The organism is Saliniramus fredricksonii, from assembly GCF_900094735.1.
GTDB classification, from domain to species: Bacteria; Pseudomonadota; Alphaproteobacteria; order Rhizobiales; family Beijerinckiaceae; genus Saliniramus; species Saliniramus fredricksonii.
Window position 1 is genome coordinate 37,333 of record NZ_FMBM01000002.1, and the last position, 13,219, is coordinate 50,551.

The window sequence follows — 13,219 nt, forward strand, 5'->3', positions numbered from 1 at the left end:
TGGTTTTGGCGGCTGGCTCACGCATCCTGATGCGGCGTCCGGCGAGCAACGAGGATCCGAAGACGATGGCGAGCCCGGTCAAGCAGTTCGAGATCTCCGAGATCATCCGCTTCGGCATGATCGGTGATTCGCCTGTCGCCCTGACCAATTCCGGTCTCCACATGATCCTCATCGTCGCTTTCATCACGGGCGGCCTGATGCTGGCGACGCGGGGCACGCTGCTGGTGCCCAATCGCTGGCAGAGCCTTGCCGAGACGATCTACGAATTCGTGGCGAACATGCTGCGCGAGGTGACCGGCAAGGAGGGCATGCGTTTCTTCCCGCTGGTCTTCTCGCTGTTTCTTTTCGTACTCGTGGCCAATCTCGTGGGGATGATACCGGGTGCCTTTACGGTAACCAGCCATATCATCATCACTTTCGCACTCGCGATCCTGGTGATCGGTACCGTTATCGTCTACGGACTCGTCAAGCACGGTTTCCACTTTCTCGGCCTCTTCGTGCCCTCCGGTGTGCCGTCGTGGCTGCTTCCGTTTATCGTGCTGATCGAGCTGATATCGTTCTTTTCCCGTCCGATCTCCTTGAGCTTGCGCTTGTTCGCCAACATGCTGGCGGGCCATATCGCGCTCAAGGTGTTCGCCGGCTTCATCGTGTCGCTGTTGTCGGTCGGTGGCATCGGGTACGTCCTGTTTCCGCTGCCCTTCCTGATGACATTCGCCCTGATCGCCTTCGAGATCTTCATTGCAGGCCTTCAAGCCTACGTCTTCACGGTGCTTACCTGCATCTACCTCAACGACGCGCTGCATCCCGGACACTGAGGATCGGCGCATTCGTCCACACCCTTCAGTTCGCCTGTCAATCCCAAGGAGTTCAACATGGATCCGATTCAACTCACTGAGGCCTTCAAGTATCTCGGCGCGGGTATCGCCTGCATCGGCATGGGTATCGCTGCGCTCGGCGTGGGTAATATCTTCGGCAACTTCCTCTCCGGTGCGCTGCGCAATCCGACCGCTTCCGATGGCCAGTTCGCCCGCGCCTTCATCGGTGCCGCCCTTGCGGAAGGCCTCGGGATCTTCTGTCTCGTCGTCGCGCTGGTTCTGCTCTTCGTCGTCTGACGCTCTTCCGGAATCGGGAGAGTGCGGCGGGGCGGCATCCGGCTGCCCCGTTGCGTGAGCCAGCCAATCGCATGCGCGCCGGGCTGGGGACAGTCCGGCACGCGCATTGAAGAGGCGTCAGTAAGATGGCGATAGAAACCAGCATTGTGGTAGCGCAGGCCGCTGCAGATCAGGGCGCGTTCCCGCCTTTCGAGACGGATACCTTCCTGTCGCAGCTGATCTGGCTCGTGATCACCTTCACCGTGCTCTACACGCTGATGGTCCGTATCATCGCGCCACGCCTGCACGGCATCATCGAGAACCGTCAGGTGACCATCGCCCGCGATCTCGACACTGCCGCCCTCGCCAAGCAGAAGGCGGAAGAGGCAGGCGAAGCTTATGAAAAAGCGCTTGCCGAGGCCAAGGCCAAGGCGCAGGCGCTCGCGCAGAAGACGCGCGACAAGCTCGCCGCCGAAAGCGAAGAAAAGCGCACGCAGCTCGAGGCGGATCTCGCCGAACGGCTCGCCAATGCGGAAAAGACCATCGCCAGCCGCAAGGCCGAGGCCATGGGCAATGTCCGCGAAATCGCTGAGGAAGCCGCGACCGCCATGGTCGAGCGCCTTTCCGGCAACGCGCCGCCGCAGGGCGCCGTCTCGGCTGCACTCGACGCCGCGATGAAGCGCTGAACAAGGAGCCGTCATCATGAGTGCACTGCTCGCCAACACCTATTTCTGGCAGACTCTCGGCACTCTGCTGCTGATCTGGCTGCTCTTCCGCTTCAATGTCTTCCAGAAAGTCGGCGGCGGGCTCGACAAGCGCGCCGAGCGGATTTCCGCAGAGCTTGAGGAGGCCCGCCGACTGCGCGCCGAAGCCGAAGCCCTGCTTCTGGAATACGAGCGCAAGCGCGAACGCGCCGAGAGCGAGGCGACCGAGATCGTCAATGCCGCGCGCGAGGAGGCGGAACGCATCTCCAGAGAGGCCGAGGCGCGTCTCACCGATTTCATCGCGCGGCGCACCGCATCGGCCGAATCCAAGATCGCCCAGGCGGAGGAACAGGCCATGATCGAGGTCCGCGATGCTGCCATCGCCTCGGCGGTCAAGGCTTCCGAGACCGTTCTGCGTGGCTCCGTTCAGGGGCCGCTCGGGGATGAACTGATCAAGCAGGGCTTGCAGGACACACGGCGTACTCTGAGCTGAACTGCCGGGCGCGCCCGGCTGTGCTTCCCGATATCATCCGATCATGAAAAGGCCGCACCGGTTTCCGGCGCGGCCTTTTTTCGAGACAGATGATGGCGCGTTTCAAAGAGCACGCCAAGTCCGAACCAGAGCCAGCGCATTCGACGCCACCTCCTCGGCGCTCATGCCGGGCTTGTAGAGATTGGTGCCGAAGCCGAACCCGTCGGCGCCCTTCGCGTGAAAGGCTGCCATGCTCTGCGCATTGATGCCGCCGACGGGGATGAGCCTGGTGCCAGCGGGCAGGACCGCGCGGATATCCCCAAGATAATCCGGCCCCATCCGCGAGGCGGGGAAGATCTTGAGCGCGCGCGCCCCGTTCGCCACGGCGCTGAGCGCCTCGCTGGGGGTCAGGCAGCCGATCAACGGGATGAGCCCCGCCGCAGCACCGGCGCGAATCACGTCTGGATCGGTATTGGGCGTCACCATCAGCTGTGCGCCGATCTGCGCAAGCCGGCGCACCTGCGTGACGTCGAGCACCGTGCCCGCGCCGGTGAGCACTTCCGGCGGGCAATGCGCGGCGAGCGCTGCGATGCTGTCGAAGGCGCGCGGCGAATTCAGCGGCACCTCGATGAGGCGGAAACCCGCCGCCATCAGCCCGTCGGCAACCGGAATGATCTCCTCCGGCGTGATCCCCCGCAATACCGCGACGAGGGGGATATCGCGCATGGCGAGGTCGAACTTGTCCATCTGAGGGCTCCCGGGGCTGCTATATCGGCACGAACGCATGACCACGTCGTGAAACCGGCGCCAGTCTAACCCGCCGGAAGGCATCTTGCAGCGGGCAAGCACGCAGACGGGCATGCCGGCCCCTGCGCCATTCGCGCCGCCCGGCCCGTTCAGCGGCGGGTGCCGGCCACGGCTGTGGGCGAGGCCGCGACACCCCCCAGCGATACCCAGCGCGCATCGTCGCGCCCCTCGCGCTTGATATAGACGTAAGGCGTCTCGTCCCAGGGCAGGACCGCGTCGGTGACGTTGTCGAGGATGAAGACGCCGCGATCAGTCCTGACCTCGAGCACGGCATGGCCTTCATTGCGCGTATCGAGCACCACATTCATGCGCATGGCCCGGCGCGGCAGGCCGGCATCGGCGAGGCGCCTGCGCTTGAGCAACTGGTAATCCTCACAATCACCATAGCCCGCCTCGGGAAAATCCCAGCTATCGGCGGTGCCCCATTGCTCCATGTCGGTCATCGGGGCGATGGCGGCATTGACCTCGCGGTTGACGCGGGTGATCAGCGCCCAGATCTGCGGCGTCAGGGTGACATGGCCCGCCTCGCGCGGATCGACCGCGCATTCGAGCGGATGCCGCTGGCAGAAGACGCGCCAGGCCGGGATCGGACGGGCGTCGCCGACGGCTTCGAGCGGTGTGACGCGCTCGGGCACGGTGGCATATTGCTGGGCCTGTGCGGGGGCGGCGTCGAGCATTGTCATCATGGCGAGCATGATCGCCCCCGCGATCATGCCGAAGCGCAAGCTCCGTTCCCTGCCGCCGGAGGTCCGCGCCGGCACCACCTCTGCCGCGACATCCCGTGCCTGATGATCCCGCATGCCCCCGGCTCCCCAATCTGCCAGACATTTTAATAAAATGTTAACCAAAGCTGACAGGCGCCGGGGACGCGTTCAAGCCCTAAGGGGAAACACGGTTAACGCCGGGCTGTGGCGTTGCGGCGCTACAACGTTCGTGAAGCGGAACAGGCGGTCAAAAGGAACGGGGCCAGCTGTCTGGCAGCTGGCCCCGTATGCGAGCCCGGTCTGGGGACGGGAGGTGGGGACGTGACCGGGGGTCGCAATCTCGTGCGTCGGCTGCCCTCCTCAGCGCGCCGCCGTGGCGGTCGGGGCCGAAGTATGGCCGAGCGACGTCCAGGCGGTGGCGTGCTGGCTTTCGCGGGACACGTAGACATAAGGTGTCTCGTGCCAGGACACGACCTCGTCGGTGACGTTGTCGAGGATGAAATCGCCGCGATCGGTGCGGACCATCAGGACGGCGTGGCCTTCGCCCTGCTCGTCGATCACCACGGTCATGCGCATGGCGCGGCGTGACAGCCCGGCATCGGCGAGGCGTTTGCGCTTGAGCAACTGGTAATCCTCGCAATCGCCGTAGCCGGAATCGGGAAAGGTCCAGTGATCGGGGGTGCCGTAGAGCTCCATGTCGGTCCTGGCGATGATCTCTCCATTGACCGCACGGTTGATCTCGTTGATCAGCGCCCAGTTGTCCCGCGTCAAGGTGATGATGGCGGCTTCGGACATGTCGACACGGCATTCCTGCGGATGTTGCCGGCAGAAATCCACCCAGCCGGCGATGGGACTTGCGCTGCCCTGTTCGATGGGCACGCCGGCGTTTCCGGCGCCCGAGGCCTGCATCGTCTCTCGCGCATCGGCGAGAACCGGCAAGGCGAGGAATGTCCCGATAGCCAATGCGAAGATGGCTGCACGTTTCGACATGGTCAAAAGCATGATCGTCTCCCTGTCCACGGGGAGACGATGGCGCATCGGTTTTGTTTGCCGCTGAAGCAGACAGTTCAAATTTTATCGAATCCCGGCATCGCCCAAACCTCTCTGCCGTCAGGGAAAATCAGCCGTCAGTGAAAAGCCTCGATTCTCGGAGATCCCGGTAAGGGCTGCTTAAGGACCTGCAATCCATGACCCGGGAGCATTCCGGGGTTTGACATTTCGCGCCGGATTGGAGAGATGACCGGAATCCTTTGCCTCCTCGCCCGGATGGCGGGGAGCCGGCCGGAGTCCCGCATGACGATGCCCCGCGAAAGCAGTGCTTTCTCCCGTGACGTGATCGATGCCCCTTCCCGCGCACAGCCGCAGCAGGGTCGCGGTCTGGCCGGGCGTCTGATGCTGTTCGTCGAGGGGGGGCATGCGCGCGCCTGCGCGCTCCTGATGCTGATCGCCTGCATCTGTTTCCTGCCCGGAATCACGTTTCTGCAGCCGATGGACCGAGACGAGCCGCGTTATACGCAGGCGACGAAGCAGATGCTGGAGACCGGCGATTTCATCGATATCCGCTTCCAGGACGAGGCGCGCCACAAGAAACCCGTGGGCATCTACTGGATGCAGGCTGCAAGCGTGAGCGTCGCGGAAATGCTCGGCGTGCCGGAGGCGCGCACCAATGTCGCGATCTACCGCGTGCCCTCGATCCTCGGCGCGCTGGGTGCGGTACTCGCCACATACTGGGCCGGGCTCGCTCTCGCCAGAAGGCGTGAGGCCTTTCTCGCCGCCGCCTTCATGGCGGCCAGCCTGATCCTGATGGTCGAAGCGCGGCTCGCCAAGACCGACGCCATGCTGCTGGCCTGTATCGTCGTCGCCATGGGTGCGCTGGCGCGCGCCTATCTGGTCCGGGGCGCGGCCATCCTGCCATGGGCGCATGTGCTGTTGTTCTGGGGGGCGATCGGGCTCGGCGTTCTGATCAAGGGCCCGGTGATCCTTCTCTTCGCCGGTCTCGCCGCCGTGACCCTGAGCATCCGCGAGCGCTCCCTCGACTGGCTGCGCGCCCTGCGCCCCGGTATCGGCATCCTGATCGCCCTCGCCATCGCCGCGCCTTGGTTCATCGCCATTGGCTGGCGGGCCGGTGCCGATTTCTTCGCTGCATCGGCAGGGCAGGACATGCTGGGCAAGCTTGGCACCGCGCAGATCTACCACTGGGCGCCGCCGGGGACCTATCTCGCGCTGTTCTTCGTCACCTTCTGGCCCGCCGCCATTCTGGCTTCGATCGCCGTGCCCTTCGCCTGGGCGAACCGGCGGGTGGATGTCGTGGCCTTCCTGCTTGCCTGGATCGTCCCGGGCTGGATCGTCTTCGAACTGGTGCCGACCAAACTGCCGCATTACGTGATGCCGGTCTATCCGGCGATCGCGATCCTCACCGCCATGGCGATCAGCCACGGTTTCGTCGGCCCGCATCGTCCGCTGGCGCGCCCCGTCGGGATATTTCTCGCCTTTGTGCCGCTGGTGCTCGTCATCGCCCTGCCGATCGCCGGGATCCAGCTCGGTGACGGGACGCTGCTCTTCGGGATGCCGCTCGTCGTCGTGGCGGCGCTGATCGGGCTCTTCGCCTGGCGACAGTTCCTGAAAGGCCGGGTGGTGCCCGCCGCCCTGACCGCCGTCGCCTCGGCCATGGTGCTGTCCATCGGTGTCTTCCAGTTCGTGCAGCCGCTCCTGCGCTCGCTGCAGGTCTCGCCTGATCTGGCCGCCGTGGCGCGCAGTCTCGATTGTGCCGATCCGGCCTTCGGAACATTGGGCTATCGCGAGCCGAGCCTCGTCTTCCTCGTGGGGACGGATCTCGCCATGCTGAATTCCGGCGCTGATGCCGTCTCATTCCTCGAAGGGGGCGATTGCCGGATGGTCTTCGTCGAATCCCGCCAGCAGGAACCCTTCATTGCTGCGCTACGCGAGAGCGAGGTCACGCCGGCCCTGCTCACGCGGGTCGAGGGCTTCAACATCAATGGCGGACGCGCTCTCGATATCGGCGTCTACAGGGTTGCACCATGACGCTCGAGGATCATTCCCGCCCCCGTCTCAGTGTCATCGTCCCCGTCAGAAACGAGGCGGCGAACCTGCTGCCGCTGATCACGGAGATCGAGGCAGCCTGCGCGGAGATCGACGGGTTCGAGATCGTCTATGTCGATGACGGTTCGAACGACGAGACGCCGCGCATCCTGCGCGAGGCAATGGCGGAAAAACCGCATCTGAAAGTGTTTCGCCATGCGCAGAGCTGTGGCCAGAGCGCCGCCGTGCGCACGGGGGTGACGGGCGCCTCGGGGCTGTATTGCTGCACCATCGACGGGGACGGCCAGAACGATCCGGCCTTCATTCCCAAACTCCTCGCGGCGCTGGAGGCCGGCGGGCCGGGGGTTGGCCTCGCGGCAGGCCAGCGGCTCGGTCGCAAGGGGTTGCGCAAGCGGCTGCAATCACGGCTGGCCAATGCGGTGCGCGGCGCGATTCTGCGAGACGGTACCCGCGACAGCGGCTGCGGGCTGAAATGCTTTGCCCGCGCCACCTATCTGCGTCTGCCCTATTTCGATGCGCTGCACCGCTTCATGCCGGCGCTGATCCGGCGCGAGGGTCTGGATATCGTGCATGTCGACGTGCAGGACCGCTCACGCTTCGCCGGCGTGTCGAATTACGGCCTGTTCGACCGGCTCTGGGTGGGTCTGCTTGATCTGATGGGCGTCTGGTGGTTGATCCGGCGCAGGCGGCGCGTGCCGCAGGTGGAAGAGGTAACGCGTTCATGATCGCCAATCTGATCGATGATATCGGTGCGGGGCTGCATACGATCTTCATCGCCAATTTCGACATGGTCGTGCTGATCGGCCTGCTCGGGCAACTGATGTTCACCGCCCGCTTTCTGGTGCAGTGGATCGCGAGCGAGCGCGCGGGGCGCAGTGTCATCCCGATCTCCTTCTGGTTCTTCTCGCTGGGCGGCGGCTTCATTCTGCTCGGCTATGCGATCTACCGGCAGGATCCCGTCTTCATCCTCGGCCAGGCGCTGGGTACCTTCATCTACACACGCAACCTGATGCTGATCGCGCGCGAGCGGGCAGCCCGGGAGCATGAATCGGGCTAAAGAGGCTGCGATGAGCGAGAAGACGAAGCGGCGCGAAACCGGTGAGCCCCATTACCGTCCGGATTTCGTCGATGACCTCGATGCCACCCTGCGCCATGCCTGGGCCTGCCTGGCGCGCGGGGTGAAGGACCGGCGCTCGCCCTTCCATACCCCCACCATCGCCACGCTCGGCACGGACGGGCGCCCGCGCATGCGCACGGTGGTGCTGCGCGCCGTCGATACGGGCGCGCGCAGCCTGCGCTTCCACACCGACCAGCGTGGCCTCAAGAGCGAAGAGATCGCCGCAGATCCGCGCGTTGCCGTGCATGTCTATGACGCGCGTGGCAAGTTCCAGCTGCGGGCGGAGGGAATGGCGCAACTGCATGCGGGGGATGCTCTGGCGCAGGCGGCCTGGGACGGCTCGCGGATGATGAGCCGGGCCTGTTACGCGACACAGCCGGCCCCGGGCACCGCGATCGCGGCGGCGGGCGGATTCGTGCTACCTGAAGACGAAGCCGCGATTGTCGCAGGAGCAGCCAATTTCTCGGCGGTGACCATCACCATCGCTGAGATCGAGACACTCTATCTCGACCATGCCGGCCACCGGCGCGCGCGTTTTCGTCTCGACCCGGATGATCACCAGGCGCATTGGCTGGTGCCTTGAGCGCGGGAGCTGCGTAAAAACGCTTGCATGACGGCTTGTCGCAGCCCTGCTTGATCATTGTCAAAGCCGGGAGTGCTGGTTTCGCATAAGAGTCGGTGCAATCTTCAGGATCCCGTATCGGGGGCGAAATGTCCGACGCAGCCGTCACCAACAAGCCAGAACTCAAGCCCGACGAAGAGCATGAGGTCTATATCGAAGGCCCGCTCTACGAGGCGCGCAAGCAGCTCTTCACGCAAAGCGTCTGGGGCCAGTTCCGCAAGATCAAGTGGGCAATCCTCGTCGCCACGCTCGGCGTCTATTACTTCCTGCCCTTCCTGCGCTGGGATCGCGGGCCGAATGCGCCCGATCAGGCGGTGCTGATCGACCTGCCGGCGCGGCGCTTCTATTTCTTCTTCATCGAGATCTGGCCGCAGGAAGTCTATTATCTGACGGGGCTGTTGATCCTCGCCTCCCTGATCCTCTTCCTGATGAATGCCGTGGCCGGGCGGATCTGGTGCGGCTATCTCTGCCCGCAGACGGTCTGGACCGATCTGTTCATGGCGGTGGAGCGGCGTATCGAGGGTGACCGGCGCGAGCGGTTGCGGCTCTATAACGGGCCATGGAACGCGGAGCGGGTTTCGAAATTCGCCTCCAAGCATTTCGTCTGGCTGATGATCGCGTGGTGGACCGGCGGGGCGTGGGTCTTGTATTTCGCCGATGCGCCGACGCTCGTCTACAATCTTGCGACTTTCCAGGCGCCCTTCGTGGCCTATCTCTGGATCGGCATCCTCACCTTCACGACGTACACGCTGGCCGGCTGGATGCGCGAGCAGGTCTGTGTCTACATGTGCCCGTGGCCGCGTATCCAGGCGGCGCTGACCGACGAGCATGCCTATAACGTCACTTACATGGCGGATCGCGGCGAGCCGCGCGGTTCCGTCAAGAAGAACCGCGCCCTGCGCGAGGCGGGCGAGCCGGCGGGCGATTGCATCGATTGCGGCCAATGCGTTGCCGTCTGCCCCACCGGTGTCGATATCCGCGACGGTTCGCAACTCGGCTGCATCCAGTGCGGCCTGTGCATTGATGCCTGCAACAACGTGATGGAAAAGGTCGGCCTGCCGCGCGATCTCATCACCTATGACAGCGAGTACAATCTGGAGCGCCGCCTCGAGGGCAAGCCGCAGGAACGCTCGAAGATCGTGCGCCCGCGTACCATCGTCTACATGGCGCTGATCGGGCTGATCGCGGGGATCATGCTGTTCACCTTCGTCGGTCGTGGCTCGATGGACGTCTCGGCCCAGCACGACCGCAATCCGCTCTATGTGCAGCTTTCCGATGGTTCGATCCGCAACGCCTACACCATTCGCCTGTCCAACAAGGCATTGGAGGAACGTGCCTTCACCCTCGCGGTGACGGGGCTGCCCGCAGTCGATCTCGATGCGCTTGGTGCGCTGCATGTCTCGGAGGGCGTGATCGAAATGCCCGTCGGCCCGGCCCAGACCCGCGAGGTCCGCGTGCTGGTCACCATTCCCGATCCTGCGAACATCCCCGAATCGACGCCGATCACCTTCGTGCTGACAGAGCCTGAGAGCGGCGAGGTCGCCACGACGAGTGACAATTTCATCCGACCCGCCGAGTGAGAGCGGGTCGGGCAAAACAGGAAGCCGAACGATGTCCTCCCCCGAGCGTTTCGAAAACGACTACGTCCCCGGCGGCAAGCCGCTGACCGGGCGCAAGGTTCTGGCGATGATTCTCGCCTTCTTCGGTGTCGTCATATTCGTCAATCTCGGGCTGCTCCTGCCCAATGCCATCGCGACGTTCCGGGGGCTCGAGACCGACAGCGCCTACCGCACCAGCCAGGAGTTCAACACCACGCTCGCGAGCGCGGAACAGCAGCAGGCGCGGGGCTGGCAAATCGAGGCTTTCGTCGAGCGCCGCGCCGATGGCGGCGCCTATGCCGAGATCACCACGCGTGATCGTGACGGCAACATGCTGCCCGACATGGCCGGGGAGGTGGTGCTCGCGCGCCCCGCCGACAGCAATCTTGATCGCCCCGCGACACTGGAGCGTATCGGGTACGGCGTCTACGAGGCCCGGTTCGCGGACGTGCCGGCGGGACAGTGGGATCTGGTGTTGACCTTCAGCGAGGGTGACGAACAGGTCTTCCATTCGCGCAACCGCGTCATGCTACGCTGAACGGATGAGCGAACGGATCGATTATTCGGCATTCGTGACGCGCGACAGGGAGGGTTGCGCGCAGCTTGATCTCGCGATCGACGGCATTACCTGTGCCGCCTGTATCCGGGAGATCGAACAGGGTGTCGCGGGACCCGGTATCGCCCATGCACGGCTGAATTATACGAACAAGCGTCTTCATCTCGTTTTCGACGCGGCGATGGATGGTGATGGCCATGAAACGGCCCCCGTCGATCCCGGGCTTGCCGTCACGCGGCTGCACAAACTCGGCTACAAGGCCTATCCCTTCACGCGCAGCCGTGAGGAGGAGATCGAGGCGGCGCAGACATCGGATCTGTTGAAGCGTCTCGGGGTGGCGGCATTCGCCACCATGAACATCATGCTGCTCTCGGTTTCGGTCTGGTCGGGCAATGTGGCCGATATCGATACCGAGACGCGCGATCTGTTCCACTGGATCTCGGCGCTGATCGCGATCCCCACCGTGGCCTATTCCGGCCAGCCCTTCTTTCGCGGGGCGCTGCGCTCGCTGAAGGCGCGCTCGCTCGGTATGGATGTGCCGATTTCGCTGGGCGTGCTGCTCGCGGTGGGGATCTCGGTCATCGAGACCATGAATTCAGCCAGACACGCCTATTTCGACGCCGCCACCATGCTGCTCACCTTCCTGCTCGCCGGGCGGGTGCTCGATCAGATCATGCGCAGGAAGACCCGCGCCGTGGCCGGCAATCTGCTCGCCCTGCGCGGCGAGACGGCGCGGCGGCTCGATGCCGATGGCGGGGTGACTGAAATCCCGGTTCTCGCGGTCAGGACCGGCGATCTCCTCCAGATTCGTCCAGGGGACCGGGTGCCTGTGGACGGGGTGGTCGTCACGGGGCTGTCGGATGTCGATGCCAGTCTCGTCACCGGCGAGACGGCGCGCGAGCCGGTGGGGGAGGGCGCACAGCTGCATTCCGGGACACTCAATCTGTCCGGAGCGCTGACCTTGCGCGCCGTCGCGGCGGCGGAGAATTCCCTCGTCGCCGAGGTGAACAAGCTGCTCGATCAGGCCCTGATGGCGAAGTCGCGCTATGTGCAGATCGCCGATCGTGCCGCGCAACTCTATTCGCCCGTGGTGCATGCCGCCGCTGCGCTGACGCTGATCGGCTGGCTGCTGGTCGGCGCGGATCTGCATTTCGCGGTGATCACGGCGGTCGCGGTTCTGATCATCACCTGTCCCTGTGCGCTGGGGCTCGCCGTCCCGGCGGTGCAGGTCGTGGTCTCCGGCGCATTGTTTCGCTCCGGCGTTCTGCTCACCGCCGGTGACGGTGTCGAGCGCATCGCCGCCTGCGATACGGTGGTCTTCGACAAGACCGGTACGCTCACCACGCCCGAAGCGCGGCTCGTCAATCGCGGCGCCCTCGATGACGCGATGGTGGCGCTCGCAAGCAGGCTTGGCCAGAGCTCCAACCATCCCCTGGCCCGGGCACTGGCGCGCGATGGCGCGGCGGGAGCGCCCTTCGACGATGTCGTCGAGGAGCCGGGACGCGGGGTGCGCGCCATGGTCGACGGCATCGAGGCGCGGCTGGGCAGCCCGGATTTCTGCGATGCGCAGGATGCCGTCACGGATGCCCTGCGTGGCGAGCCCGATGCGACGCCGATCGTCCTGCGCCATGGTGCGCGCGTGGCGGTGCTGCTGCTGCGCCAGGTCCTGCGCGCCGATGCCGGCGATGTCGTCGCCGATCTCAAACGGCGCGGCCTCGGAGTGATGATCGTCTCCGGCGATCGCGAAGGGCCGGTTCGCCGGGCCGCCGAGGCGCTCGGCATTGCTGACTGGCATGCCGGCTGCAAGCCCGGCGACAAGACCGCCATTCTCGCGCGTCTCGCCGGTGAGGGGCGGCGCACGCTGATGGTGGGCGACGGGCTCAATGACGCTCCGGCGCTGGCGGCTGCCCATGCCTCGATCTCGCCGATCAGCGCCTCGCATCTGGCCCAGAACTGTGCCGATGCCCTCGCCCTCGGCGATCGCCTCCGCCCGGTGGCCGAAGCCGTCGCCCTGTCGCGCAAGGCGCTGATGATCATGCGCCAGAATCTGTGGATTTCGACTGTGTACAATCTGATCGCCGTGCCGATTGCGGTGCTCGGCTACGTCACCCCGCTGATCGCGGCGGTCGCAATGTCGGGCTCCTCGGTGATTGTCACGCTCAACGCCATGCGCGCGCGGGGCGCGGGGCGCGGGGCTCGAGCGAGTACTGCTCCGGCTTCCACGCATGCCAGATCACAGGCGACGGCGATGATCACCCCCGCTCCGGCGGTCACGCCCTCGGAGGCTGCATCATGAATGTCCTGATCTACCTGCTGCCGATCGCACTCAGCCTCGGCCTGATGGGGCTGATCGCCTTCCTCTGGTCGCTGCGCTCGGGCCAGTACGAGGATCTCGAAGGGGCGGCGTTGCGCATTCTTGATGACGATGATCTGCGCGACGAGAATGCGGATGAAACCGACAAGCCGCGTAAGCGCGACGACATCTGAG

The 13,219-nt window shown here is 65.0% G+C and carries 15 protein-coding genes; 12 read left to right on the forward strand and 3 right to left on the reverse strand.

Annotated features, from left to right (window positions below; all coding sequences use genetic code 11):
* Positions 1–65: 65 nt before the first annotated feature.
* The 4 genes from GA0071312_RS06725 to GA0071312_RS06740 all read left to right on the forward strand — a co-directional run bounded on the left by GA0071312_RS06725 (position 66) and on the right by GA0071312_RS06740 (position 2,288).
* A complete protein-coding gene (locus GA0071312_RS06725; RefSeq protein WP_074445969.1) occupies positions 66–815 on the forward strand; it encodes a F0F1 ATP synthase subunit A in 750 nt (249 codons plus the stop codon).
* A gap of 57 nt (positions 816–872) precedes the next feature.
* Complete coding sequence (locus GA0071312_RS06730; protein WP_074444321.1) at positions 873–1,112, forward strand: F0F1 ATP synthase subunit C; 240 nt, start codon at positions 873–875, stop codon at positions 1,110–1,112.
* A gap of 125 nt (positions 1,113–1,237) precedes the next feature.
* Complete coding sequence (locus GA0071312_RS06735) at positions 1,238–1,777, forward strand: F0F1 ATP synthase subunit B family protein (protein ID WP_074444322.1); 540 nt, start codon at positions 1,238–1,240, stop codon at positions 1,775–1,777.
* Positions 1,778–1,793: 16 nt separating this feature from the next.
* Complete coding sequence (locus GA0071312_RS06740) at positions 1,794–2,288, forward strand: F0F1 ATP synthase subunit B family protein (protein ID WP_074444323.1); 495 nt, start codon at positions 1,794–1,796, stop codon at positions 2,286–2,288.
* Between the two features lie 102 nt (positions 2,289–2,390).
* On the opposite strand, the gene GA0071312_RS06745 is transcribed toward GA0071312_RS06740, so the two are convergent.
* The 3 genes from GA0071312_RS06745 to GA0071312_RS06755 all read right to left on the reverse strand — a co-directional run bounded on the left by GA0071312_RS06745 (position 2,391) and on the right by GA0071312_RS06755 (position 4,780).
* The gene (locus tag GA0071312_RS06745; RefSeq protein ID WP_074444324.1) at positions 2,391–3,014 is read right to left on the reverse strand and encodes a 2-dehydro-3-deoxy-6-phosphogalactonate aldolase; all 624 of its coding nucleotides are present in this window, start codon (positions 3,012–3,014) and stop codon (positions 2,391–2,393) included.
* A gap of 149 nt (positions 3,015–3,163) precedes the next feature.
* Positions 3,164–3,874 carry a transglutaminase-like cysteine peptidase gene (locus tag GA0071312_RS06750; protein WP_238947145.1) on the reverse strand — a complete coding sequence of 237 codons (711 nt, stop codon included), beginning with the start codon at positions 3,872–3,874 and terminating at the stop codon, positions 3,164–3,166.
* 264 nt (positions 3,875–4,138) lie between these two features.
* Positions 4,139–4,780, reverse strand: a complete 642-nt coding sequence (locus GA0071312_RS06755) for a transglutaminase-like cysteine peptidase (protein WP_165603977.1) — start codon at positions 4,778–4,780, stop codon at positions 4,139–4,141.
* A 291-nt stretch (positions 4,781–5,071) separates the two neighbouring features.
* On the opposite strand from GA0071312_RS06755, the gene GA0071312_RS06760 reads away from it, so the two are divergent.
* The 8 genes from GA0071312_RS06760 (at position 5,072) to ccoS (ending at position 13,218) form a co-directional block, all read left to right on the forward strand.
* Positions 5,072–6,820 carry an ArnT family glycosyltransferase gene (locus GA0071312_RS06760; protein ID WP_074444325.1) on the forward strand — a complete coding sequence of 583 codons (1,749 nt, stop codon included), beginning with the start codon at positions 5,072–5,074 and terminating at the stop codon, positions 6,818–6,820.
* The gene (locus GA0071312_RS06765; RefSeq protein ID WP_074444326.1) at positions 6,817–7,563 is read left to right on the forward strand and encodes a glycosyltransferase family 2 protein; all 747 of its coding nucleotides are present in this window, start codon (positions 6,817–6,819) and stop codon (positions 7,561–7,563) included. The genes GA0071312_RS06760 and GA0071312_RS06765 overlap by 4 nt, the downstream gene beginning before the upstream one ends.
* On the forward strand, positions 7,560–7,895 hold the full coding sequence (locus tag GA0071312_RS06770; RefSeq protein ID WP_074444327.1) for a lipid-A-disaccharide synthase N-terminal domain-containing protein: 336 nt from the start codon (positions 7,560–7,562) through the stop codon (positions 7,893–7,895). Before GA0071312_RS06765 ends, GA0071312_RS06770 begins: the two co-directional genes overlap by 4 nt.
* A 10-nt stretch (positions 7,896–7,905) precedes the next feature.
* Positions 7,906–8,538 carry a pyridoxamine 5'-phosphate oxidase family protein gene (locus tag GA0071312_RS06775; RefSeq protein ID WP_074444328.1) on the forward strand — a complete coding sequence of 211 codons (633 nt, stop codon included), beginning with the start codon at positions 7,906–7,908 and terminating at the stop codon, positions 8,536–8,538.
* Between the two features lie 128 nt (positions 8,539–8,666).
* The gene (gene ccoG / locus GA0071312_RS06780) at positions 8,667–10,157 is read left to right on the forward strand and encodes a cytochrome c oxidase accessory protein CcoG (protein WP_083204403.1); all 1,491 of its coding nucleotides are present in this window, start codon (positions 8,667–8,669) and stop codon (positions 10,155–10,157) included.
* A gap of 31 nt (positions 10,158–10,188) precedes the next feature.
* Positions 10,189–10,713, forward strand: a complete 525-nt coding sequence (locus GA0071312_RS06785; RefSeq protein ID WP_074444329.1) for a FixH family protein — start codon at positions 10,189–10,191, stop codon at positions 10,711–10,713.
* Between the two features lie 4 nt (positions 10,714–10,717).
* The gene (locus GA0071312_RS06790) at positions 10,718–13,027 is read left to right on the forward strand and encodes a heavy metal translocating P-type ATPase (protein WP_074444330.1); all 2,310 of its coding nucleotides are present in this window, start codon (positions 10,718–10,720) and stop codon (positions 13,025–13,027) included.
* A complete protein-coding gene (ccoS, locus tag GA0071312_RS06795) occupies positions 13,024–13,218 on the forward strand; it encodes a cbb3-type cytochrome oxidase assembly protein CcoS (RefSeq protein ID WP_074444331.1) in 195 nt (64 codons plus the stop codon). The genes GA0071312_RS06790 and ccoS overlap by 4 nt, the downstream gene beginning before the upstream one ends.
* The last annotated feature ends 1 nt before the right edge of the window (position 13,219 follow it).